This window comes from Aristophania sp. ESL1142, from assembly GCF_058107345.1.
Window position 1 is genome coordinate 15494 of record NZ_JBYLUH010000002.1, and the last position, 22804, is coordinate 38297.

The 22804-nt window shown below is 49.1% G+C and carries 35 protein-coding genes; 10 read left to right on the top strand and 25 right to left on the bottom strand.

Annotated elements, in window-relative coordinates:
- Positions 1–3: 3 nt before the first annotated feature.
- The 3 genes from AC3B6P_RS07740 to AC3B6P_RS07750 all read right to left on the bottom strand — a co-directional run bounded on the left by AC3B6P_RS07740 (position 4) and on the right by AC3B6P_RS07750 (position 1951).
- Positions 4–438: a hypothetical protein gene (locus tag AC3B6P_RS07740; protein WP_489805480.1), complete on the bottom strand. Its 435-nt coding sequence runs from the start codon at positions 436–438 to the stop codon at positions 4–6.
- Positions 438–1427, bottom strand: a complete 990-nt coding sequence (locus AC3B6P_RS07745) for a phage protease (protein WP_489805479.1) — start codon at positions 1425–1427, stop codon at positions 438–440. Before AC3B6P_RS07745 ends, AC3B6P_RS07740 begins: the two co-directional genes overlap by 1 nt.
- 293 nt (positions 1428–1720) lie before the next feature.
- Entirely contained in the window at positions 1721–1951 is a 231-nt protein-coding gene (locus AC3B6P_RS07750) for a ribbon-helix-helix protein, CopG family (RefSeq protein ID WP_489805478.1), read from the bottom strand.
- 283 nt (positions 1952–2234) lie between these two features.
- On the opposite strand from AC3B6P_RS07750, the gene AC3B6P_RS07755 reads away from it, so the two are divergent.
- The 4 genes from AC3B6P_RS07755 (at position 2235) to AC3B6P_RS07770 (ending at position 3479) form a co-directional block, all read left to right on the top strand.
- Positions 2235–2396, top strand: coding sequence for a hypothetical protein (locus AC3B6P_RS07755; protein WP_489805477.1), 162 nt, complete (start codon positions 2235–2237; stop codon positions 2394–2396).
- 69 nt (positions 2397–2465) lie between these two features.
- The gene (locus tag AC3B6P_RS07760) at positions 2466–3041 is read left to right on the top strand and encodes a KilA-N domain-containing protein (protein WP_489805476.1); all 576 of its coding nucleotides are present in this window, start codon (positions 2466–2468) and stop codon (positions 3039–3041) included.
- Positions 3034–3216 carry a hypothetical protein gene (locus AC3B6P_RS07765; RefSeq protein ID WP_489805475.1) on the top strand — a complete coding sequence of 61 codons (183 nt, stop codon included), beginning with the start codon at positions 3034–3036 and terminating at the stop codon, positions 3214–3216. Before AC3B6P_RS07760 ends, AC3B6P_RS07765 begins: the two co-directional genes overlap by 8 nt.
- An 89-nt stretch (positions 3217–3305) precedes the next feature.
- Positions 3306–3479 (top strand): hypothetical protein, encoded by a 174-nt coding sequence (locus AC3B6P_RS07770; protein ID WP_489805474.1) that lies wholly within the window; start codon positions 3306–3308, stop codon positions 3477–3479.
- Here AC3B6P_RS07770 and AC3B6P_RS07775 read toward each other — a convergent pair.
- From AC3B6P_RS07775 to AC3B6P_RS07830, 12 genes are all read right to left on the bottom strand, one after another.
- The gene (locus AC3B6P_RS07775) at positions 3457–3951 is read right to left on the bottom strand and encodes a phage virion morphogenesis protein (protein ID WP_489805473.1); all 495 of its coding nucleotides are present in this window, start codon (positions 3949–3951) and stop codon (positions 3457–3459) included. The two genes, AC3B6P_RS07770 and AC3B6P_RS07775, sit on opposite strands and share 23 nt — an antisense overlap.
- A gap of 123 nt (positions 3952–4074) precedes the next feature.
- Positions 4075–5271, bottom strand: a complete 1197-nt coding sequence (locus tag AC3B6P_RS07780; RefSeq protein WP_489805472.1) for a phage head morphogenesis protein — start codon at positions 5269–5271, stop codon at positions 4075–4077.
- Entirely contained in the window at positions 5264–6943 is a 1680-nt protein-coding gene (locus AC3B6P_RS07785) for a DUF935 domain-containing protein (RefSeq protein WP_489805572.1), read from the bottom strand. Before AC3B6P_RS07785 ends, AC3B6P_RS07780 begins: the two co-directional genes overlap by 8 nt.
- Before the next feature lie 2 nt (positions 6944–6945).
- On the bottom strand, positions 6946–7188 hold the full coding sequence (locus AC3B6P_RS07790) for a hypothetical protein (RefSeq protein ID WP_489805470.1): 243 nt from the start codon (positions 7186–7188) through the stop codon (positions 6946–6948).
- Positions 7175–7390, bottom strand: coding sequence for a hypothetical protein (locus AC3B6P_RS07795; RefSeq protein ID WP_489805469.1), 216 nt, complete (start codon positions 7388–7390; stop codon positions 7175–7177). Before AC3B6P_RS07795 ends, AC3B6P_RS07790 begins: the two co-directional genes overlap by 14 nt.
- On the bottom strand, positions 7387–8943 hold the full coding sequence (locus AC3B6P_RS07800; RefSeq protein ID WP_489805468.1) for a terminase large subunit domain-containing protein: 1557 nt from the start codon (positions 8941–8943) through the stop codon (positions 7387–7389). Before AC3B6P_RS07800 ends, AC3B6P_RS07795 begins: the two co-directional genes overlap by 4 nt.
- Complete coding sequence (locus AC3B6P_RS07805) at positions 8940–9512, bottom strand: phage protein Gp27 family protein (RefSeq protein WP_489805467.1); 573 nt, start codon at positions 9510–9512, stop codon at positions 8940–8942. The genes AC3B6P_RS07800 and AC3B6P_RS07805 overlap by 4 nt, the downstream gene beginning before the upstream one ends.
- Before the next feature lies 1 nt (position 9513).
- Positions 9514–9822 (bottom strand): hypothetical protein, encoded by a 309-nt coding sequence (locus AC3B6P_RS07810; protein ID WP_489805466.1) that lies wholly within the window; start codon positions 9820–9822, stop codon positions 9514–9516.
- Between the two features lie 90 nt (positions 9823–9912).
- A complete protein-coding gene (locus tag AC3B6P_RS07815) occupies positions 9913–10110 on the bottom strand; it encodes a hypothetical protein (RefSeq protein WP_489805465.1) in 198 nt (65 codons plus the stop codon).
- A 2-nt stretch (positions 10111–10112) separates the two neighbouring features.
- Positions 10113–10484: a hypothetical protein gene (locus tag AC3B6P_RS07820; protein WP_489805464.1), complete on the bottom strand. Its 372-nt coding sequence runs from the start codon at positions 10482–10484 to the stop codon at positions 10113–10115.
- A gap of 68 nt (positions 10485–10552) precedes the next feature.
- Positions 10553–11266 carry a glycosyl hydrolase 108 family protein gene (locus tag AC3B6P_RS07825; protein WP_489805573.1) on the bottom strand — a complete coding sequence of 238 codons (714 nt, stop codon included), beginning with the start codon at positions 11264–11266 and terminating at the stop codon, positions 10553–10555.
- 113 nt (positions 11267–11379) lie between these two features.
- Positions 11380–11769, bottom strand: a complete 390-nt coding sequence (locus tag AC3B6P_RS07830) for a hypothetical protein (protein WP_489805574.1) — start codon at positions 11767–11769, stop codon at positions 11380–11382.
- 153 nt (positions 11770–11922) lie between these two features.
- On the opposite strand from AC3B6P_RS07830, the gene AC3B6P_RS07835 reads away from it, so the two are divergent.
- The 3 genes from AC3B6P_RS07835 (at position 11923) to AC3B6P_RS07845 (ending at position 13118) form a co-directional block, all read left to right on the top strand.
- A complete protein-coding gene (locus AC3B6P_RS07835) occupies positions 11923–12204 on the top strand; it encodes a type II toxin-antitoxin system RelE/ParE family toxin (protein WP_489805575.1) in 282 nt (93 codons plus the stop codon).
- A gap of 15 nt (positions 12205–12219) precedes the next feature.
- The gene (locus AC3B6P_RS07840; protein WP_489805576.1) at positions 12220–12504 is read left to right on the top strand and encodes a HigA family addiction module antitoxin; all 285 of its coding nucleotides are present in this window, start codon (positions 12220–12222) and stop codon (positions 12502–12504) included.
- Between the two features lie 191 nt (positions 12505–12695).
- Positions 12696–13118, top strand: a complete 423-nt coding sequence (locus AC3B6P_RS07845) for a hypothetical protein (RefSeq protein ID WP_489805577.1) — start codon at positions 12696–12698, stop codon at positions 13116–13118.
- A gap of 480 nt (positions 13119–13598) precedes the next feature.
- On the opposite strand, the gene AC3B6P_RS07850 is transcribed toward AC3B6P_RS07845, so the two are convergent.
- Positions 13599–13808, bottom strand: a complete 210-nt coding sequence (locus tag AC3B6P_RS07850; RefSeq protein ID WP_489805578.1) for a ribbon-helix-helix protein, CopG family — start codon at positions 13806–13808, stop codon at positions 13599–13601.
- A 133-nt stretch (positions 13809–13941) separates the two neighbouring features.
- Between AC3B6P_RS07850 and AC3B6P_RS07855 the strand changes: the two genes are divergently transcribed.
- Together AC3B6P_RS07855 and AC3B6P_RS07860 are read left to right on the top strand one after the other, a co-directional pair.
- Positions 13942–14547, top strand: a complete 606-nt coding sequence (locus tag AC3B6P_RS07855; RefSeq protein ID WP_489805579.1) for a KilA-N domain-containing protein — start codon at positions 13942–13944, stop codon at positions 14545–14547.
- The gene (locus tag AC3B6P_RS07860) at positions 14540–14728 is read left to right on the top strand and encodes a hypothetical protein (protein WP_489805580.1); all 189 of its coding nucleotides are present in this window, start codon (positions 14540–14542) and stop codon (positions 14726–14728) included. The genes AC3B6P_RS07855 and AC3B6P_RS07860 overlap by 8 nt, the downstream gene beginning before the upstream one ends.
- A gap of 653 nt (positions 14729–15381) precedes the next feature.
- Here AC3B6P_RS07860 and AC3B6P_RS07865 read toward each other — a convergent pair.
- The 8 genes from AC3B6P_RS07865 to AC3B6P_RS07900 form a co-directional block, all read right to left on the bottom strand.
- Complete coding sequence (locus AC3B6P_RS07865) at positions 15382–15813, bottom strand: gp16 family protein (protein WP_489805581.1); 432 nt, start codon at positions 15811–15813, stop codon at positions 15382–15384.
- Complete coding sequence (locus AC3B6P_RS07870; protein ID WP_489805582.1) at positions 15813–16136, bottom strand: hypothetical protein; 324 nt, start codon at positions 16134–16136, stop codon at positions 15813–15815. Before AC3B6P_RS07870 ends, AC3B6P_RS07865 begins: the two co-directional genes overlap by 1 nt.
- Positions 16137–16212: 76 nt before the next feature.
- Positions 16213–16665, bottom strand: coding sequence for a hypothetical protein (locus AC3B6P_RS07875; protein WP_489805583.1), 453 nt, complete (start codon positions 16663–16665; stop codon positions 16213–16215).
- A gap of 266 nt (positions 16666–16931) precedes the next feature.
- On the bottom strand, positions 16932–17582 hold the full coding sequence (locus tag AC3B6P_RS07880) for a DUF3164 family protein (protein WP_489805584.1): 651 nt from the start codon (positions 17580–17582) through the stop codon (positions 16932–16934).
- A gap of 72 nt (positions 17583–17654) precedes the next feature.
- On the bottom strand, positions 17655–18053 hold the full coding sequence (locus AC3B6P_RS07885) for a hypothetical protein (protein ID WP_489805585.1): 399 nt from the start codon (positions 18051–18053) through the stop codon (positions 17655–17657).
- 2 nt (positions 18054–18055) lie between these two features.
- Positions 18056–19018, bottom strand: coding sequence for an AAA family ATPase (locus AC3B6P_RS07890; RefSeq protein ID WP_489805586.1), 963 nt, complete (start codon positions 19016–19018; stop codon positions 18056–18058).
- Positions 19019–19030: 12 nt separating this feature from the next.
- Entirely contained in the window at positions 19031–20953 is a 1923-nt protein-coding gene (locus AC3B6P_RS07895; RefSeq protein WP_489805587.1) for a transposase domain-containing protein, read from the bottom strand.
- The gene (locus AC3B6P_RS07900) at positions 20953–21258 is read right to left on the bottom strand and encodes a helix-turn-helix domain-containing protein (RefSeq protein WP_489805588.1); all 306 of its coding nucleotides are present in this window, start codon (positions 21256–21258) and stop codon (positions 20953–20955) included. The genes AC3B6P_RS07895 and AC3B6P_RS07900 overlap by 1 nt, the downstream gene beginning before the upstream one ends.
- Before the next feature lie 215 nt (positions 21259–21473).
- Here AC3B6P_RS07900 and AC3B6P_RS07905 point away from each other — a divergent pair, with 215 nt between their 5' ends.
- Positions 21474–22247, top strand: a complete 774-nt coding sequence (locus tag AC3B6P_RS07905; protein WP_489805589.1) for an XRE family transcriptional regulator — start codon at positions 21474–21476, stop codon at positions 22245–22247.
- Positions 22248–22498: 251 nt separating this feature from the next.
- Here AC3B6P_RS07905 and AC3B6P_RS07910 read toward each other — a convergent pair whose 3' ends face one another.
- A complete protein-coding gene (locus AC3B6P_RS07910; protein WP_489805590.1) occupies positions 22499–22795 on the bottom strand; it encodes a hypothetical protein in 297 nt (98 codons plus the stop codon).
- Positions 22796–22804 lie beyond the last annotated feature (9 nt).

Sequence of the window (22804 nt, forward strand, 5' to 3'; positions counted from 1 at the left end):
CTCTCAGGAAATCAGCACGTAGGGAACGCCGGACTCAAGACCAGCAAGAATGCCCACCTTCAGCCGCGTTGCAGGGTTATGAATCTGCGGGTCATCAGAGGGAGCCGCGCCATTACCAAGGGTAACGGTCTCATCATCGAGCGCGTAAACATCCTGCCCGACTGCTACCCACCCAGGCACGCTATCAAAAGGCAAGGCGTAACAGCCCTTTTTCACCCAGACAGGAACGGATGCCCCCACCTGAGCAGAGCGGGCAATGCCCACAATGGACACGAGCGGTGACGGCGTATTGGTCGAACCAGCGGGGACAATCGTCCCATCCTCACACACCGCAACGAGTGATCCGCGATAAACCCGGAACCCCTCAGCCACAGAGTGACCAAATTCAGGCGCATGAGGCACGATCTTTTCAGAAAGGATGCGATCAGCTTTCAGCATTAGATCAACCCTCCTGCTTTCAGATCGGCCTCTGTTAGGCCAAGCGCGTTATCAACAACCTTCATGGATTTGTTCTCAATTCCAGAGGGGGCATGGCCAACCACAGCACCATGCAACGTCGTTACACCAGCGGCAGGAGCATCTGGCAGGCTGGCAACAATATTTTGCGCCAGCGCAGGATTGTTGGCATGAAGTGTCACAAGCTGGGCTTTCAGCTCATCACTTATGAGCTTTTTCCGTCCGGCTTCCTCAATAAAGCGCTCACCAGCCATTCTGGCGTTATTGGCTTTCAGCTCATTGATCTGTGCTTGAAGCGTTTGCTCAGCAGCGGAATGAAGTGTGACCTGTTCCTGCTGTTTTTTCAGTGTCGCAAGAAGGGTCTCATCAGTCGCCGTCTGATCCAGCCCTGCAAGATGAGCCAGCTGGGCATGAAGGGTAACGTGGCCTTTCGCTGCATCGAGCGCTGTATTAATCGCCGTTTCATCAGCATCAGCCGACAGGCCAAGGCGTGAACGCAGCGCAGAAAGTGGATACGTCAACGCATCCTCCTGTGTCTGTTGTGAATGAAGGGTTGTGAGCGAAAGATCAGGATTATTGGTCAGCGCTGCCCGCAGGATCTGCGTCACAACACCCCCAGTGCTTTTCAGGACGGGAGAAATGGCCCTATAGGCCCGGTCTGCCATCGCAGCCTTGCCACGCCGTGTCCATTCAACCCGCCCCCAAATCCCGTCAGGCCGGGTTTGCATTTCAACAATCCACCCCATGGCCGGGGCCGATTTCCCTTTTGGTGCGGCAAGGTCCGTGCTGTGATTTTCATCCAGCACGATCTTGCCACCCCGAAGAGAGGCGTTAATAATGGAAGAAAGATTGTCAGCCCGTAGCGTCCTGGACCCACCCACCGCCGGGAATGCCCCTGATGGCAGCACATGCACCCATTCAGGTACACCGTCAGTCTGTTCAGGTAGGGGAATTGAAGTCATCTCGCTCATGCGAGACAGAATGCGGGGGAATACCCCACCGAAGCAGGGGGAAAATCTCCCCCCCTTATAGCCCATTTAAAAGACCATCATATTTGCCCGCACAGCGCGTTTAATCCCCTCAACGCTGTCACGCATCATATCACGCCTAAAAACGCACGCTACCCCGTTCGAAACCGTTTGAAAACCGTTTGAAAATGAAACATGCACTCAGCAGTATAATGACCAGGCATAATAAGCTGCCCAAAATAGTATGATAGAAACCAGAAAGGTGAGTCCCAATCTGGACTCACCTTTCAATGAAATCACTCTTTTGTGGGAAACTGGGACAAATTCCCCTCATATTCCAAGCCTCTCTGAATAAGTTGTCTGATCGCTTCAGCCCTATTGATCTTATTAATTTCTGCCCATTTGTCCAACTTCTCAAGCAAAAAGCTATCTAACCTTGCGCCAATAAGGGGATTGGTACCTGTAGCAGGCCGGCCTCTTCCCTTTTTTATGTTATCATTTATTCTTGACGAGGATTGAGAGGGCATATTATGAATGTCCTTGGACAAAATTTTTTACACCAGTCCGTAAACCGACAGCACAAAGAAAGATTGCCGTCTCTCTTTGTGCTTAACCCTAAACATGAAAGCAGTAATTTCATGCCTAAAGATAGCTTACACTCTAGCACACTCGTTTTGTGTCATAAAGTTATAAGACAAGATGAAAACGAATGTAACCAAAGAGTCTTGGACAAAATTTTTTACACTTTCTGATTGATCTTACTTGCGGCGCATTATATACACAAATTATACCAAACAGGTAAGGAGACGCATGAACAAAAAAGACGAACAAATGCACATCCGTATTCCAAAAGACTTGAAAGAATGGTTGCAACAAGAAGCACAAAAAAGTTTTTGTTCTGCAAATGCCAAGCTTTTGATGATTTTGGATGAGAAAAGAAGAGCTGACGAAACTAGCTCCCCAAAATCATAATCTAACAGCCCACGAAGAAACTGGAACTTTCTTCATGGGCCTAACCAAAACGAAAAAAGGACTTTCGATATGGCTAATAATAGTTATAGCGTTCTTATCCTTAGAGGAACAGGGATAAGACGAGATAAAGAAGGGCGTTTTTGCCTCAATGATATTCATCGTGTCTCTGATAGCGATAGATCAAAACAGCCGTCAAATTTCTCACGACTTACGACGGCAAGAATGCTTATCGACGAATTGATCCGATCCTCAGATCTGAGGATCGCTCCTGTGAATGTCGTGAAGGGTGGCGTTTGCCAAGGCACTTACGCCGTGCGTGAGCTGGTTTATGCTTATGCCATGTGGATCAGCCCGGCTTTCAACCTGACGGTCATCCGTGCCTTTGATGCCATGATGCAGAATAAGGACGAAGTTACCGTCACATCCACTGCATCAGACATGCCACGCTTTCGCAATATGAGCAGTGCGTTCCGGCAGATGATGCAGGTTGCCCTGATCTGTGGCTGCACACCAAGACAGGCCGCTGAGCGCGCCGGGATGGGGGTTGAAAAACACTGGGGCATCAACCCGCTAAAAGAAATGAACCTCCTGCCAGAAAGCAGAAGCCTTTTTGACCTGAATGAGAAAGGATCAAACCATGCTTGATTTCTCCCTCATCGAAGTATCCGGTGTCATCGCTTTTTTGCTTGAAGGTGTCGCTGATCATAATAATCTGGAACTGGGGAATGAAGCCGTCTATGGCCTCAATACTATTCTCAGGGCCATCAAAAATACGGTTGATCAAACCGTATCTGATACAAACGAACAGAACGCCCAATAATAAACCCCAGTAATAAATCAGGGTAACAAGGGGACTTTCTTCTTGTTACCTACCCAGACATATCGGATAAACAAGCCAGAGGTTAAACCATGAAAGACAGACCCCACGACACAGCCATGGCCGAACTCTTTCGTAAAGACCCCGCTTACACTGCCGAGCTTCTGACCGCCATCCTTAAGGACGGTAACCCGGATGAACTCAGGATCGTCCTGCGGCAACTGGCTCAATCAGCGTCTCCTGCTACCCCTTCAGACAAGTCCTGAAAAACACATCCAACGTATCCATAACCGCCGCCTTGTCATCCTCATTAAACCCAAGATAAGGCCGTGCGGGGATTGTGACGGACTGTTTTTGGAAGTACATTCCACCCATCTTGAATTTTAAAGCAGAAGCTTTCTTAGGCTTAATAATCGCTCCAAACTGATGCACGGCTGCATAAACCTGATTAGACCCCCAGATTAATGTATTTCCACTAAGTGTCGTTACCAATCTATTCTGAAGGGCATGGCTTTTGATTAAAATGCCCGTTGTCTTCTCGGTCGCGTATAGTGGGTTAAGGGGAGCAAAGGGATTCCCGGAAGGTGTAACCCCTTGTTCAATGCGGCGGCTGGTCTGGGTGAGCATTTCCTGCCCTATATCAGCCAGAAAGTTTTGTGGCTGTCGCCCCAGATTTTCCAGTCTCTTCAGAGCGCCCGTTATGGAAGTCGCATCACCATTAATCTTGATTAACGCCATAATGTGTCCTATCATAATTTCAAGCAGCGTATGGTGATCAGGTGATATTCTGCCGGCCTGGGCAACCCGGAAACGGGGATCGCGCTATTGTGGGGTTATCGGCAGGCCCCACTCATGCGCTGCTCATTTCTCTTTAGAATTGTTCCTTTTGTAAAGAATTTTCTGCTTCTTAAGCAGGCGTTCGACCTTCTTGCCATCCATGAAGATGACGGAAAGAATATAATTTTTCTGACCGTCTTGTGTTCGTTTAACCGAAACCCTGTAAGCAATGCCTTCTCCAGCAATAAAGGTCAGACGTTCAGGCTGATTTTCTTGCAGGACATAATCAGGTTCCGCAATCAGTGAAGGCAAGGAAGCATAATCCTTTTGAGATAATTCAGGATGATGCATCTGGTTCTTCATCAAGGTTTCACCCGATAAAAGAACCTGCCTTGTTTGGCTGCCAAGTTGCTTCTGTAACAGCTCGGGCATGGTCCCAGCCTCCACTTCACCAGATGGAGGAGACATCTCAATAAATTTCTTGATCTGCTCTTTCTGTACAGCCTGACGCTCTTGAATAGGCAGTTCAGAAACCGGTCTGCCTTCAACATGCGTCAGAGGCTTCATGGCGCCAGCGGTCCGCTCTTTTTCAGCCTTTAACCATTCAGCACCCTGATTGCTCTGGAACCCTGGATCAATCCCGTGAGGAACCATTTCAATCTTTCCGGTAGCCGGGTTACGCCACTCTTTTTCAGCCAGGGGAGGAGCCTCGGAAATCTGTAGTTCCTCACGTTGCAAACGTCCCTCGGAGACAGGCTCCACCGTGCAATGACAGCGCCATCCATTCGGCGGGTAATGCGTTGACCACCACGGGTCATCATTACGTAGCACAATCCCGTCCCATGCCTCATGTTGTGGGCGTGGGTGCTGACAGGCATGATGGACATAACGCCAATAAGGATACAGCTCCCGCGCTGTAGGGGTCGTCATCTGCCGGTAACGACCCGCGGCATAAGCAGAGGTTAAATTGGTGTCATAAATGATCTTTGCCCGCCACCCCGCGCTACCATTATGCGCCCAGCCATGTTTTTTGACGATGCGGTCAAAATCCTTGCGAAAGTCTTGAAGCGTCCGACCCTCACTAAGAGCACGACCAACAGCTGCCTTGAAATCATTCAAAAGCGCCTTCGAGGTTGCTCCCGCCACGGCAAATGCCCTGGCATGAGCCGCTGCTTCCAGCTCGCCCCATTTCTGGGTCGGCACGTTGAGTTTCTGCCGGAAATAGCTAATTGCCTCACTAGGGGCCAGTTTTACATGAGAGAGGACGACATCGTCAGGCATGTTTAAAAGTCTCAAGCATGGCGGCCTCTCCAGCCAGTTCACTCAAGAGCAAACCACGTTCCATAGCCTCCGCAAACTCATCATCAGACAAATTCAGTTTATCCAGGCGACTGCTTAAATCCTCCAGAGAGCTCGCCTGTCCAATTTCATGCCTGATTTCCGCCGTCATACGCTCCAGACCAGACGTCGCCTCATGGGCTATATTGTCGGTCAGGGCTGCAATAATAGACGGGGTATTAACCGGTGGCTCTATCTGAACAGGGACGGCGTGCAGTGTCTGCTGCACAGGCTTGTTTCTGTCGGTTGGTGTGGGAATATGGGAGGCAATCAGTTTAGCAGGCTCCTCCCGAGCAGGCAGAGCAGAGGCCGGCACGGGGTTTTGAGGCTGCACCTGCACGCCAACCGTTTCATCCCTCTCAAGGGGAGCTTCAAGATTAAGGCGCGTCCATAGCTCGCTGGCCTTCACCTTAAACCCTTGCGGACCCAATTTTTGCACGGCATCAATCAGAACCTCCACTGGGGCTTCATCGGGCCGCCCGATGGCAATCGTGGGATATTTCCCGTCAGATGGCGGGCCAAAACTGTAATCAATCATCCGGTGGACAATCTGGCTATTAACTGTAAAGGCCAGGAGTGAGGCATCTGAACGCTCAATATCCTCCTGCACCAGGCGGTGCACCGCGGCAGCGGCATGCGTTCCTTGCCGGGCATCCGTCGTGCCAGTCTGGCCTAGAACGGCCTTGGAGGTCTGTTCATCCAGCCACTTAATACGGCGCTCATGGGTGTCATTAGACCCTGCGCCACTTTTAGGCTCAACAAAGTCAAGCTCCATGGATTTGGGAATGAGACAGCCAAGCGACCCCGCCACGTCAGAAACAGCACGCCATAACGTGTTACGGTCCTCCTGCGTGCTCGCCTGGTCAAATTTCCCAACCCGGATGGGAATGCCAAAAGACTGCACAAACACGCCCCAATCACGGTTTGAAAAGAGTTTGAACAGCGTATTAAACACGATTGAACGGGTCAGCCCCGCCCGGATGGTCAGGCCAGACCAGGAAGGGTGCTTATGAACCAACGCCTTGGCAGGCTCTAATGCCCGCATTCCGCTCTCCGCCATAGCTCCAGCGATTTCAGGTGTGGCAGAGGCCGCATCATCTCGAAGCCAGATCGTTTCCCCATCCTGATAGGAAATCTCAAACCAGCGCTGGGGGCGGTAAATCAGACGTTCCGGGTAATAATTCCCAGCCTCGCAATGCCAGACCATTTCATGGACTGAAAACCCTTTGGCAATGGCGTCCAATATATCAAACGCCGCCCGCTGAAAGAGGCCGCTATCAAGCCAGTTCTGCACAAACTCTGCGTGTTTCTTCTGGGCCGGCGAGCTGCCTGCCGCTTCGACTGTGACAGGGAGCTGCGCTACAGAGCGTTTACGCGTGCCAATAACCCCCAGATAATGAAGGTCACGTTCCTCAATCAATTCACAAAGCGTCTGCCAATCGCTGGAATTCCCATGTGCTGCCGCATGAAGAAGCGCCCCCACATCAGCAGGATTGAGACCGAGCGTCGCAATCGGGTCCGAGAGTGCAGGACGAGAGCCAAGAACAGAGGCTCCCATTGTCTCACGCTGTGCAGAAGCTGGCAGGGCATTCCCGAATTGATCAAGGAGTTTCATCGTTATTTCCCCTGACAGATCACTTTGAGGGCTGCCCGCTGCTTTCCGTAATCCTTGATGAAGCGATACGTCTGGGTTTGCGGCACAGCGGCCTCTTTCCCAGCCTGCAACTCCGCCAGCAAGGCTTTTTGATCATCCTTGCTGTAATCCACATAGGCCGGGCAAATCCCCACGATTTCAGGGCTGGCACAGCCTGTCAGAACCAGTCCCAGAAGCAGAACAGTCGCTATTTTAGAAAGAGCCATTTTTCAGAGCCTCCTCCAGTGCGTCATCTGTAGTGCAGCTATTGGTGGCGGCCTGCGCCGCTTGTTGTACAAGTGCGGTTGTTTGCTGCGCTGTATCGGTATTTTTTTCCGCAGCGCCTGTTTTGCTGGCACGCCAGGACAGCCAGACCAACCCCACTAATGAGACCAAAGCAAGAACCACGAGTGACAAAACTTCTTTCACAACATCACCTTTCCAATAACGCCAAATTCATTGACACTCCCCAGCCGGTCACGTTCTTCTTCCTCTTGGGCGGTGAGCACGCCATGGGTTGCGTTACCCCGATCAGCCCAGGGGAGAGGCACAGGAACATAGCCATATTCCACCACCTCTGACCGGCTGGCCGCATAAGCCAAGGCCAACGCAATCGCTGCATCACCATGGCGCTTGCCCGTAGCACCAGTCGTTCGTTTTTCAGGGATACGCGCTACACCACGCACTAATGTGAGGGCGCGCAGATCATCCGTGATTTCCCTGTCTTGCGGGAGGGTCACCAACCCGTCTTCAAACCCGGCTTTCAGCGCAGGCATATGGTCGCGATACCAGCTTTCAGACAGCATGACGGCCTCAATGTGGGTGCCATATTTCTGCATGGTCACTTCCGCCAGATACTGGCCATTCCCACGTCCATCCAGCGCCCCGGCACGAAGCCGTGGCAGATGGTCAAGAACGTGATGCAGGATCTGCTTCTGCTGCTCAAAAGGGACGTTCCGCAGCTCAATCACCAAAGCGGTGCGGCGGGTCATGTCGCTTTCCAGAGCCAGCACCCATATGACGGTTAAATCTCCCGAACGGCCAAAATCCACCCCGAACATATGAGGGGTCTTATGATCCAGTCGCTCCAATATGCCGGTCAGTTCAGACTGAATAAAATCGTCTGTTTCTTGCGTTCTCAACGCTTCTGACAGCAGGACAAACCCGTCAGCACATCCCCAACGGATGACAGGCACATTGGCGTCAGAGCGTGCCTCAATCAGGGCAAGGGGCAGATAAGCCCCACTTCCTGAAGAGGGAATACAGAAAAGCTCTTCATCAGAGGCAGCACCATAATTGGCAATTAATTCTGCTCGCCACCTCGACTGATCTTCAGCACTCCATTTTTGGCCCGTCTGTTCACAAATCTTGCGGTAAAGCCCGTCTTCAAGAGCATCATCGAGGGTAAGCCTAAGCAGATGATAGGGTTTGCGGCCTGAACGCACATCATTAACTAAAGTGTTAAAGGGGTTCTGGTCGCCATTATGAGTGCTGATAATCAGAACCTTGCCACCCCACATCAACAAGGCCATCGCTGCCTTTAGTAGTTCATCGAGATTGTCGTGGAAGGCAGCCTCATCAATAATAGCCAGTCCCTGCATCCCGCGCAGTGCTCGTGGTCTGGAAGGCAATGCCAGTACCTTATGACCACTCCCAAAATCCACCCGAAAGACCTTGACGTTTGCTTCTTCCTTATCTGGGTCTTTCCAGAAGCTTTCATGCACCTGCATTGAGACATGCTGCATGAGCTTGGCATGGTCCGCACAGTAATCAATAAACTCCCGCGCCATTTCGAGGTTATAGCCCAGATAGAAAACATCCATCCCGCAAGCTTCCTTGGAGGCAGCAGCCGTCAAATCCGCTATGAAAGAAGCCGCCCAGCTAATCCCTGTGCGACGGGACTTTTCAATAACCGTGACCTGGTGGTTTCTGACTGATTCCATCAACTCTGTCTGATAGGGCAGGAAAACAGCGCAGCTCATGATTTGACCCCAAAAGCTCCCGCCATGATCTGCTCAACTGTTTCGGGAGAAAGTCCCTGTTTTTTCGCAGCCGTAACTACGGCGTTTTTCGCATCATGTTCCGCTTTTAACCGGGCTTTCTCTTCCAGATCAGCCCGGACATCCACATCCAGTCGGTTCGCCCGTGCCAGGGAATGAACGGCGTCTGCTAATGCCGCCAAACCTTTCGGGTTTCCTTTCAGGGCAGAAAGACCATCTTTATTGACCGTTCCATCCTCTGCATTAAGGAAGAGGTCCAACATAGCGCTATGGAATAATTCAATCAGAAGCGCCTGTTGTCGCCCCGGTGTCTGATTGCCTAATTGTGTGACGAGGGACTCAGCTATTTCCCGCGATCTCCGCAGCTCTACGCCTAGTCTATCCCGTTGTTTGATATGCCTGCCCAAGGCAGAGCGACTCACCTCAACGCCGTCACCTACGTGAGACAAAGCCTCAAGAATTTCATCAATCGTGTGACCGGCATCTCGAAGCTGGCCGATTTTTTCGCGGACAGGCAAAGGCAGACGGGAGACAGAAGACGGGCGCGACATCTCAAAGCGGCCTTCTGCCAGCAACACCGGGGACCGCACGCTCACAATGCCATGTTTTCAGCCCCTCAGCGGTGAGTTGCGCCACCAGCAAATGCCTGGCCTGTTCAAGCCGATATTGCGTCAGACGCAGGCATCCCAGCCGTTCCAGATAGTCCAGATCATGCCTGAGTTCCGTAATATCAATCGGGAAGCCGATCTCACGGAAGCAGAGCAGCAGCACATCTTCATTCAGGCTACGGGCAGGAACATCCGCCAGAAAAGACAAGATCCGCCAGCGACGCTCTTCAATCAGTTTTTGAACAAGTGACATTTTATAATTTACCAATGCGGATGATGATCGTTACTCAAAACACCGATGATGAAGGCAATGGAAACGATCACTAAAATACAAAGAAAGAGGTCAACGTTTTGCATCAAGGTGGCTCCTTATGACGGTCATGACCAACTCACGGAGGTGCTTCATTTCTTCAGTCTGGCTCTGTATTTGCCCGTCGAGACGGCGCGCCCAGAGTGCAAACGCCACCAGAAGGAGGCACAGCGTCAAAAGAAGCGCGCCCCCAACGCTGATAAAAACACTCCAGGGCACCATCTCACTCACAATCAGGCTGCCGGTGTGGTTGTGTCAGAAGGCGTGCCTGATGTGGTTGTTTCAGGCGGCACAAAGACAGATGCCAGATCATGGATCGCCGCCTTGACGTGCGTCTCCACAACATCAGCATTGGGCACATCAATCCCGGCCACTTTCAGCAGCTTGCAGGCTTCATCAATCGCTTCCTGCACCAACGGGTGGTCACTCTCATATTTACGGTAAACCGCCAGTAAGTGGTCTGCTCCGCCGTCAATTTTGGTCAGGGCAGAACGGACGGCGGTCTTGGCTGCGTCGTAATATTTGGAGAGGGTTCCCTCAATCACAGGTGTCAGGGCTGTATTAAAAGCGGGAAGCAATTTTTCCAGCCATTCAAGTAGTTTCATAGTTCCTCACAATGCGCTGCGTCTGCGCTCAAATTACCCAGCCCGCCGCGCCCGACAGGTGGAAACTGTCAGGCAATTTTTGAAGGTGCCTTTTCTGATGAAAGTCTGGCTTCACGGCAAAGTTCCAGAGCTTTTGAAACACGTTGCCGGAGCCGGGAGAGCCATCCCTTGCCAAAAATGCTGAAATTACGTTTCTGGCGATAATCCACCTCCTGCATGGAGGCGAGCGCACAGCACCAGAGAGAGGACCGCCATTTCAGGCAATTCAGCTTCGCCCGCATATCGGTGCTGATACTGCCTGTCTCATCGAGCATCATCTCACGCTGAAGCAACACAATCATGTCGTGATTGAGATAGGGGATCAGCTGAACCGCCGTTGCGTTTCCTATGGCCTGCAAGGTCGCAGGCCCCATCACACCATCATCACGTGTCCCCGCAATATGCTGTAGCAGCCGAACCGAAATCTTCAGGCCTGTATTAAAGCCATGATCAAAAACCAGAAGGTCCAGCCCTAACGGTAGCGCGTCACAATGAAGCGGGGTCCAGAACTGCTCTAAAGCAATCCGTCTGAAGTCATCTTCCGTCAACATCCGCATCTTGCGCGGTGTCAGATCGGGCATATCTTGTGCTACCAAAGGCGCAGATAGCCCATATTTAGTGCCGACCAAATGGCCAGAGCCAATACGTCCGCCCGTCCAGTTGCCGGGATCTGAGCGCAGGCACTGATAACCTCCTTCAGAAAGGAGGGTAAAATTCAGGGAAGGGTCCAGGTTTTGTCTCATGGGGCCAGAGTAAAAAACTGGTCCCAAAGTCTTCAGGGGGAAAACCTCCCCCCACTGATAAAGTGGCGTTAAATCAGGGTTTAAACGATGTTTGAAACTTCTTTATACCCTGTTTAAAACAAACTCAATTGCCGCTCATCCACCACTGGCTGCACCCGCCGGACTTCATCCTTGATATTATAAAGCGTGCGTTGCAGATAGCGGCGCGTAATCCCCACTCGGGCAATGATCTCGTTATTGGAAAGCCCCAGAAAAGCCAGCCGCCTGATACGCCACGCCTTAAGCATCGGCACCTCCCAGCGCTCCCCGCCAAACTGCTCTTTCAAACACCGCGCCATAGGCACACCCCAACTCTGCGCCAGACTGGACTGCTCAACCCGCAAACGAGGGACCCAGATTTTCTGCCCCGCCATGGACTCAATAAAATTAAACGTCAGCTCCTCACCAACAGCCTCAGCCATCCACCCAATCTCTACAGGCACAGGAATAATAAACTCACCCACAACACCCCCAAATTTCCCCTGATTACTGGGACAATTTTAGCAAATAAGGGCCTCTGGTACAAATAAATTACGCTCATTATTATTGATAAAGGACTTGATCATCCTCATTGTTATGTGATACGCAACCCATAACAAGCAACGAAGGTTGACCAGATGATTATATCATTCGCCGACAAAAGGGCTGCTGCCATATGGGCAGGAAACCTGCCTAAAGGGTTTCCTGTTCAGATCGCGCAAACCGTCCGTCGCAAATTGCGGATGATCCACGCCGCTCATATTTTAAATGACCTGCGCTCCCCACCCGGGAACCGGTTCGAAGCCTTGCAGGGCGATCGAGACGGTCAATATTCCATAAGGGTGAACGCGCAATTCCGTATCTGTTTTACCTGGCTTGATGGCAATGCCCATCAGGTCGAAATCGTTGACTATCATTGAGGGAAGGAACTCACCATGCAAACACTGGGTTACGTGACACCGGGGAATATTCTCAAAGAAGAATTTATGGAACCTCTGAACATAAGCGGTCGCCAACTGGCTCGTGAACTTCAGGTCCCCGCCAACAGAATTTCACAAATCATTAAGGGTGAACGCATCATCACAGCCGAAACAGCTCTACTTCTGGCCGAACGCTTCGACACCAGCCCCGAATTCTGGCTAAACCTGCAAATCAGCCACGACCTCGAAAAAGCCCGCAATAGACGCACTACAGGAAACCATAGCGATGCTCATATCTGAGCATCGAAACCATCAATAGAAGGTTTCTTGATAGATTATACAGAAATAATTAACCATTTTACTCATAGATAACCAATATGTAAAAAAAGAAATTTCTGGTTTTTATATCTATATGCGCTTTTATGGGTCTTAGCCTGTCTTTATGTTCATTATTAGTTACCCCTGCCGGTAAAGAAAATCACAAGCGTCTGGTGAACACGATACGTTTTTTTGATATGCCAGAACAAAAGAAAGAGGTGGCCAGAAAAGCCATTTCTGCTTTGCTGAATGCGTGTCCCCGCATTGAAGATTACGCCAGACATGGGGAAATTTTCACAGTGGACTATTACCCCGAAGGCTGGGAAAAAACACAGGCACATCTTGATGTAGAACTCACTCTGGACCGTGACTCCCTCGCCGTAATGCCTCACGGCCTGAGAGACCCACAATGGGGCGGCCATGTAGAATTTGGCCTGGCAGGGGACGACGAACCCGGTGCCATCATGCAAATGCCATTACCCTATTGGCTGTGCAGCCTGAAGGTTGATGATGACATCCTCTCCAGCATGAAACGCGATTGGGAACCCCACAAAATCCTCATGCCCATCCCAGGCATCGCCCCAAACAGCTTTTAATCACCAAAGCCCCCATAATCAGGGGGCTTTTCATTATGACTGATACGTTCAAAGCGCCTTTACGGGGCTTACCTGATTGATTCATAGAGACGAAGAGCAACCGATGCACAGATCTGTGCATCGCTCCCGTAAAGACCGTGAAACGTGGTAAAGCCCAAGGAACCTACGTTGTTCGTAATCGTTTAAAAGTGAAACAAGTTTAAACGCAGGAATTCCTGCCTTGACGGAAAACAGCCAATTCCTACCCTTATAGAAGACTTTTCATTATGACTGTCGCAGAGTGAACAAAGTCGGTGAACAAAAACGACCTAACAAATAGCCGGCTACCGAATATCCTCGCTCATTAGTACAGGAAATAGAGGTGAGCCCGAATTCAGGCTGACCCCAGTGCTCAGATCTGAGCACTGCTCCTGTGACGGTTATTAATGGGGGATATGATGCAGAAGGTGACGCCAAATATGGCTTCACCTTTCAATGAAATCACTCTTTTGCGGGAAAGTGAGATAATTCTCCCTCATATTCCAAACCTCTTTGAATAAGCTGTCTAACATAATCTGAACGGGATAGATTTTGTCTGACCGCCAATTCTGTTAGTTGCTCTATTAAGACAGTCGGCAAACGTAAAGTTAACTGAGGATCACGCCCTCCTTTGGCAGGTCTTCCACGGCCTCTTTTTTTTGGTGTGTCCATTATTGACAAATTAACCTTACTTGTTCCAAAAGAGTCTTGGACAAAATTTTTTGCACTAGTCCATAAACTGACAGCACAGAGAGAGACGGCAATCTCTCATCTGTGCCTAACCCTAAACATGAAAGATAACTTCATGAGTAAAGCTAAACTACACTCTAACACACTCATTTTGTGCCACAAAGTTGTTAAACAGGATGCTGAAGGGCGTTTTTGTTTAAATGATTGCCATAAGGCTAGTGGTGGCGAAAATAGTAAACGTCCGAGCTTATGGCTTGCTAACAAACAAACACAGGAACTTCTACAAGAAATGGCGGAAAACTCCCAAAGCAGGAATTCCTGCTTTGACGGAAAACAGCCAATTTCTACAATTATAGGGGGCAATAAGGCAGGCACCTATGTCTGCAAAGAGCTGTTCTATGCTTACGCGATGTGGATTAGCCCTAAATTCCATCTGACGGTCATCCGTGCCTTTGATACCATGATGCAGAATAAGGGCGACATTCCGGTTCCCGTCACATCCACGGCAGTAGACACCCCACGCTTTCGCAATATGAGCAGTGCCTTCCGTCAGATGATGCAGGTTGCCCTTATTTGTGGCTGCACACCAAGGCAGGCCGCTGAGCGTGCCGGGATGGGGGTTGAAAAACACTGGGGCATCAACCCGCTTAAGGAAATGAACCTCCTGCCAGAAAACAGAAGCCTCTTTGATCTGACTGAGAAAGGCCCCCACAATGCTTGACCTTTCCCTTATCGAAGCCTCCGGCATCATAGCCTTCCTTCTGGAAGGCGTTGCCGATCACAATAATCTGGAACTGGGAAATGAAGCCGTCTATGGCCTGAATACCCTTCTAAGAGCCATTAAAAATACGATGGACCAAACCGTTTCTGAAAGTGAAACAGAACAACAAAACGCTCAATAACAAAAAAGGGGCGTCCCGCAAGACGCCCCTTTCTGCGTGAACCTATCAGTAAGGCAGAAAATTTCTGACCATCAAATATTTACGCTTTCCATTCATGAACTCGGAAATGCGTCCTTGATTAATTCCTAAATAAGCCGCTATTTCGTGCTGATATTTCACTTTTTGTTCAATCAACGATTTAGCCTTTTCCGCCTGGTCATCGGGAAGACGAAAAAGGTTTTGTTTTCGGTTCGGCATTTTTATACCTCAATTTGTATTTGACACACTGAGGCATGATGGTGCATAGAACAGAACACACGGTTTCCGTGTCTTTGAGAATTTTTTCTCTATACATTTAATAGATACCTGCCCTTTCTATGCACTCTCATACAGTGCGTCATGTTAAAACGATGGTAGCTGATTCGCCGTCGGCTACCGGATTGTTGCCCGTATCAAAAATTAAGGGCAGGTATTTCTATAATACTTCACAAATATAGAGTCGAGTCTTTTTTGATTGATAAATATTGTTATTTTTATGGCAGTAATGTTGTAAAACTATGATAATATTTCTTTGCTTGCCCTATGAAAGATGCATCCCTTAAACAGGGAAAGAGCAACATATAAAAAAGGACGTCCCGTAAGACGCCCCTTAAACCGCTCATTATTTCCTTTCTTTACGTCCTTTGACGAATCCCCACCCCATAACGGCTTTGCATGGCCTTCAGCGCTTCAATGACTTTTTGTGCCTGCGGTCCTGTCAGGAAATTTGGATCTGAAACGCCGCTCAAACGCTCGACAAAAGCTCTTAAACCGCTTCGTGATCCCTTGCACTCGAGGTGAGCCGACAGGCTTTTCCAGATGGCAAATATTTTTCTTACATCTGGGTGAATGGAGAGAGCTGGGCAATATTGCTGCTCCGATTTCCAGCCCAGCCGCTTAAACTCTGCCAGAACGTCCTGCATCTGGCTTTCTGTCATGTCTTTTGCGGATTCTTTGCCTGTTACCCGGTGGAGAAGAGCACGATAGCTCTCCTCCTCCAATGCCAGGGCTTTTTGGGCAATATGCAGTTGTGCCAGTAATTTACGGCGGTTATCAGCATTGCTCATTATTTTCTTTTCACTTTACGCTGAGATGGCGGCCTCACTTTTTTTGAAGAACCAACTTTTCTGACGATATTGTCCTGTTCCAGGAGCTCAACTGTCTTGTCGATAACAGCCTTTATCATTGTGTCTTTTTCTTTCACTGTCAGCATTATATCGAGTGTTACTACAGCATAAGAAGCTGCACCGAGAATATAGCCCTTACCTATCCAATCAACATGATCAGCTATAGCTTTATCTTTATAAAACTTCTTTAGCGCACATTTAAGTATAGAGACTATTTTTTGAGACTCTTTAGCAATAAAGTCCTCATATGAGTTTCTGCTCATAACCCTAAATCCTTTTCTTTTGATTATTCAATAATGACCAGAGGGAATGGGTAAATTTGCTTAGCCATCTCCCCTCTCACTCGCTGTTTTTTTGAGGAAACATGCTACGAGCCACGTCTTTGCCCAACGCGGTCAAATTAAAAAATTGCATATCATTAGGCCATGATTGATTGCGGCTTTCAAATACGCCTAATTTCACCAATCGCGTTAGTATTGGATCTTTTCTGCTACAATAAAAATGCGTTCTAGATCCCGGAGCTTTGTTCGAAGCACCATACGAGTGTTTAATTACCTTGACTTCTTCACAAGATAATGTGCGAATAAGTGGATGAAGTGGAAATTGATACAAATCGTCAGATGGTGATCGATTAAAACTTTCCTTTATTTCCGTTAAAGAAATTTCTTCGAATTCACTTATTCCTTTATAATATTGATACCGAGCTTGACTTGCATTTTTTCCGTAAAAAATCATTTTATGGTTATCTACGTAAACTATGTAAGCCTTGGCGACAAGAGTTGCTTTTGCCATTTACACCTCACCTTTGAGCTTGTTCATTAAGTATTCGAAATATGGTAGAGGACTTCATCCGCATTAATGGTGGTTTCATTGCTCATTATTCTCTCCGCACTCAAAGTCCAACGTAACAACAACATCTGGATCGCTTTTAATTACGTCTCGGACCGACTTTAATTTTGTCAGCCAGTCATTTACAAAATCGCAAGGTGCGCAGTCAGTCTCCAAGAACATGATCGTCCTATCGATATTTTCGGCATTTAGGATGATTGACGTCATAATTAATCCTCCAGTGATGAATAATTGAGGTCGATCAAAGTCCACTGATCCGTAGGTTTGGCACGCTGGTAAAACCGCATATAGCGGCGTGTCCCGCCTGATTTCAGGGCCTCGCGCAGTGCAGCCTGGGCGGCTGGCCATTTTGGATGGGTGATGTCGAGATTAACCAGGCCGGCTATCCGCGTCGTCGAGATTTTACCGGTCAGGCGGTTACGCACAAAGGCGCGGTCAACGATCTGTTGCAGGTCGGATGATGTGCCATTCATGAGGTCATCCATAACCTCACGCACCAATTCCTCAGCGGCTGTAATAGCGCTACCAACATATTTCTGGTCACAATTCGTGACCTGCACTTTCATTAATCCGTCCAGCGTTTCAAACTCACCACCGCCGCGTGTCCCGGAAATACGGGCACCGAACTCTTCAAGGATTAATCCCTGAATAAGGTCAAATTCCTCAAAATCCTGCTTCTTTGCCGCCAGCATATGCCCTTGCAGGTGTTGTGCCGCGGCAACACGTTCATGCACCCAGTCATGGATCAGCACGTCACGGGGCCTGAAGCTCTCTACTGGTTTAAGGCGACCAAAATGGGAAATTTCCCGCCCTTTGGTGAAAGCACTTTCCATCAAATGCTTCTTCTTCATGTCATTCATGATTTCACGTCCAAAAATTTCATATTGTCCGGGTTGGGGTGCCCTTTGGGCACCACCACATCATTGATCTTGCTAGCGCACAGCACAGATGCTCTCCCGCTGCCGCGCCCGATAGGCAGCACGCCAGAAGCGTAATTTCCGATGGGGCCAGAAAGTCTCTCTCGCATCCTGCTCAAAGAGTTCCGAAAGCACAGGCGGCCGTGCCTCACGTGTCAGTTGGTCACAAAGATCAGAGAGGGTTAGTTTCCGTGGCAAGGTTTCGAGGTAAAAGACGAGAACGCTCCAGAGCCTGCAATGATGCGGCAGCCCCCGCACATCCTGTTGGGAAATCAGGGCATCCCTCAAGATACCAACCGTGCCAAAGGCTGGGCTGACCTTGCTCAGGATTTCAATAATCTCCGCCCGAGTAAGGGACACATCTTCAGAAAGCGCGAGCACATGAGACAGTCGTTCTGTTAGTATATGAGTCATGATTAAGCTCCCACACTATTACGCAGCATATTAGGTTTGCGCTGGTTCCATCCGTCCTCTACGTCCTTGATTTCCAGTTCAGTCCGTCCCGTGCTACCGGCAATATAAAAGGCGAATTTGAGCGTTTTATTCAGCTCTCTCAGCCCACCTTCACGCGAGCCAATCCAGCGCAATAATTTCTCAATCTCGGGGCTGGAAACTCCCCAGGCAGAAAGCATTTGATCAATGTCAGCACTCGTTGGTTTTGAGCGTGATTTCCACATGCCCACGCGGCTGAAAATCTGGGCATTGGCGGCTTGTTGCCCCATGCCTTCAATACGGCCCCGCAAGGGTTCATTGCCGATCCATGCCAGGCCAATGCCTGCTTGATCGTTCAAGGCCCGGAGCTGGTCCAGTGACTCAGTTGTGAGGTGCTGTGCTTCATCAATAATCAGCAAACCGCCGGTGTTTTTCAGGCGTGTGACCAACGCACGCATCAGCCGTGATCCTGTTTTCACCGGGCAATCCACGACTTCAGCAATTTCCTGAAGCAAGGCTCTGGGAGAGCGTAAAGACGTATCCGCTGTTATCAGCCAGGCATTGCTGTTTGTTTTGCAGTAATATTCAGCCGTCCATGTTTTGCTGGTGCCGGGAGCGCCTGTCACAACCCCTATATCGCTCGCTAGTTGGGCATATTCAAACACCTGAAGCCAGCGTTTTGAAGAAGGCAGCATGAGGAAGTCCGGTGCGGCTTTCATCTTGTTGCTGATGTGATGGCGTGCTGTGTAGGTATCAACCCAGCGCTGTAATTGCTCGGCGACTTTCTCATTATTGCCGCAATATTGGCCATTCAGAAACTGGCTGATCGTCGATTTCGGGCAGCTTGACTCACGGCTGATCTGTGTCAGCGTCAGAGCTTTCTCGTCCTGAATTTCCTTGATTTTGGCAATCAAGTCGTTATAGGCATTATTGGTTTCGTTGTTCATTTTCTTGTTTCCTTAGGCACTGTGACGCATGAAGTTCAGGATGCTGGCTGTGCTCTGATCTTCATCATCTTCAAGGGAGAGAGCGGTTTTCGGGCCTGTTGTCACAACAGGCTGAGGCCTGAATGGCGAAACCACCTTCTGTTCAATCAGTTTTCCACCATCTTCTTCAGGCGTTGGCAGCAATTTCGCCAGGTCTGAAACGGATAAGGTGCGTTCAGCCTCAAGCTGCATTTTCGCTGCCTTGAGGAGCTGCTTTTCAGCACGCTTTTTCTCGGCAGCCGCGGCGGTATTATCGAAGCCTGTTTTCTCAATAACCGGCGCATCGCCCAGAAATTCACCTGAATTGCTGTAAACATGCATCGGCTCATGAAGGGCCTGTGGGTCAAAGCGAACCACAATCGGCTCACCCATATGGTCCCTGAGAAATTCGGCCCAGTAGCGGTTGCCCAGAAAGCGGAATGACCCATCACGTTTGGAGGCTATGACATTCTCAGCGGCACGCAACCAGAGGTGACTTTGCTCAGGCGTAGGCTTTCTCACGGCGACCTGGCTCAAACTCTCTTCAAACACCTGCCGAAAGGATTTCACACCCCGGCACACACCTGTGCGGCGGCCTATACGATTATTATGCTCCTCAATTCCAGCCGAGATCACAGCAAGGAATTTCTCAAGGGGAATGGCCTTTTCACCGTAATTACTTGGCTTGTTGACGGTATTATTACCCGTATAGGCACCGGCAAATTCCGGGTGTTTGGCCAGGTCGCTTGCCAGATCACGAAAAGCACGCTCAATCGGCTTTGACTGCCCACTATAGGGAGTCACAAAGACGGTCTCTATGCCCAGAATGGTCATGACGCCAGCAGCATCGCCCTCACGCACTTTAAAGCGGAAGCGGGTTTTAGTGCCTCCTGTCATACGTTTGGACGCAAAAGCTCGTCCATTATCAAGGTAAGCTCGTGAAGGTATGCCGTATTTCTCAACCAGATCCCCCAAAGCGAGCTGAATGGCGTCCGTATTTTCGGACCGATCTACGCGCCAGCTTAGGATCATATTTGAATAAAGGTCTTGCCATGCCACCATGAGAGGCCGTCCGATTGTGCCATCTGGCCACTCAACACGTACATCCCATTTATGGCCGTCAGCATTGACGGCTTGCAGGGCATGAAGATGCGTGCGGTCGCGTTCCTGAACAGGAACAAGGTTTTTAACGGCATCTCTCCCTTCACGGGCCAGTGTTACGATTTCCACAGGCAACTCAGCAAGCCAGCGTGAAAAGGTCTTCTCTGAAGGAATGGTCCAGCCATTCTGGGCCGATGCCTGACAGAGACGGCGATAACAGGCCGATAGTGTTGGTTTTTCAGGGCGCAGCCAGTCCGCTTTGAGAAATTCCCATGCCTCTTCAGAACAGCGGAAGCGTGCCGATTTAGGGCCGGTTTTGCTCGGGACCAGATAAGCCAGCCAATGTTCACGTGGAACGTTTCTGACAAGCCGTCTCCAGCGCATCACAGAAGGCCGAGTAAGTCTGTTGTCTTTCTTTAGCGCTTCAATGGCTTCATCAATCGTCCAACCGGCATCTGTCAGTTGTTTTACGGACTCCAGAATACGCAAGGCCCGCATGGCCGCCTGTTTCTGTTTCTGTCCTGCCACTTGGTAGGCTGCCCAAGCTTGAGCATGACCAGTGGGATCAGGCGTTTCGGATTGGGAGCAATCAAGAAAACGACGTACCCATTCCAGCTGGGCAGGTTTGGGAAGAAGCTTGTAGGAATATTCGATCCCGCCTCCAACAGAGTTACGCGGTCTCCAATATTTATTTTCCCATTCATTGCGATGCCAATTTCGTTTATCTGCCTGCTCGTATAACCATGATTTTGCAGGTATTTCAGGCAAGCCCAAATTAACGATTTCAGAGATTGTAGCGAATTCACGTGCAAGCATCACGCTACCTCGCACTTACGAAGGTGAGACGGGATTTCCTTAGTCTGATGCTTGTTCAGAGAACGTTTAACAGGCGTTCCGTCTCTGTGAAAACGCTCTGATCCCCAGACCTCATAAGGAGTTTTTCCTAGAAGTTCAGCTATGCGAATTTCCGTAGGAACGGAATAATTATATTCTCTGATTGTTGAGCTAATGGCATTTTTATTAAGACCTAACTGGGTTGAAATATGGGTAAGCGGCCCATATTTTTTTCGTAATGATGACTTAATGTCTTCACCATCCATGCCGGATCGGATATTTATCATAGGTCGTAATTCCGTTTTGTAGGGAGGTTATTACCTCCCTTCTTTTTCAACCGTCGGAACGTGTTTTTAAATGAATATTTAAAATCATGTCCTTATCTGGTTATAAACCACGCTATATCCAAATGGAACATAAATTTCCATACGGAAACATAAAATATTTGTAATGTTTTACGTTTGGGTATGATTTTGGCTGTTTTCTGGGGATTTTAAAAACAATGACTGACGATATGAACAAAAACGGATACCGGAAACTTCCCCAGGAAGAGAATCCTGTGTTGGCACGTAGTTTACGTTTGAAAACCGCTATCCAGAATGCCGGTGGTAACGCGGTTGTTTCAAGAAAATCTGGTGTTCCTAAACCATCAATCAGCAATTATATGGCGGGCCGAGATATGAAGGTGTCGGCATTAATGGCAATCGCTGATGCGTGCGGTGTCACCCTTGATTGGCTCGTAAGAGGTGAGGAAAAAGACGGAAAAGAGAAGGGGAAGTCATCCGTCACACCATCGCAAGCCTACACTATAGATAGGCGTGTGAATAACGACGACGCACTTACCATCCCATTTTTCCAGACAGAAGCTTCAGCAGGTACAGGGATCGTTTCAGGCGATTGGGAAGAATCAGAAGAACTCCATGTTTCAAAAGGATTTTTGCGTTCTATTTTCGGCTATATTCCCAAGAATGTTCTGCTAATGCGTGTTCGTGGAGACAGTATGCAGCCGACGATACAGTCACAGGATGTTCTGATCGTTAATTATACCCCTAACAACGATCTAAGGCCGGGCATTTATATTATGGCTCTTAATGACACAATACTGGTTAAGCGTCTGGATATCAAAGACCCCAAAACATACGAAATTATCAGTGATAACAAGGAATATAATAGCTTTGATGTATCTATGAGCGAGGTCTGCTGGGGGGATGCCATGCCTAACGCAGCCGTAAGAATTATCGGCAAGGTAGCAGGCCACATTCATTTAGATAAATAGCGACTGAACCCATTGTCTTTTAAAACGCGTTTCAAACACGCTCGAACAGTTTTTCAAATTCCTATGAGAGTTTAACCAATCTGTCTATAAAACAGAAAAGAAAACCCCGATGAATATAAAAAACCTGTCTGACGTTTAAAATGGTAAAAACTCATTTCCCTCTATTGCAATTTCTGCACTCGGCAGAATTTCAAAGAAATTATCCCGAAAAATCCCGGCTGATCCCATGTGATCCCGGGTAGATAATTGTATTACCAATATGTCCCCTTACAATCTGTCTGTAGTGTGACCAGACTAAGGGTTTGGCCCGATATAAGACCACTATCGCGGCGTATCGTCCAGTTGGGGCTCCAATGGCTGTTATGGACAGTAATCCGTCCCAGGCGATATTCCAGCAGGGCAATGTGCAATATGCCTTTTTTTACGATCTGGGGTGGAACGTTGACAGAAAGAAAAGCCTTGTCATGAAGGCGGAAAAAAATGCCGAATTTTCCTTTCAGGGCCTCAATTTGGGCGAAAGATAAAGGGTGGCCCAAATAAGGTTTCATAATAGCGTC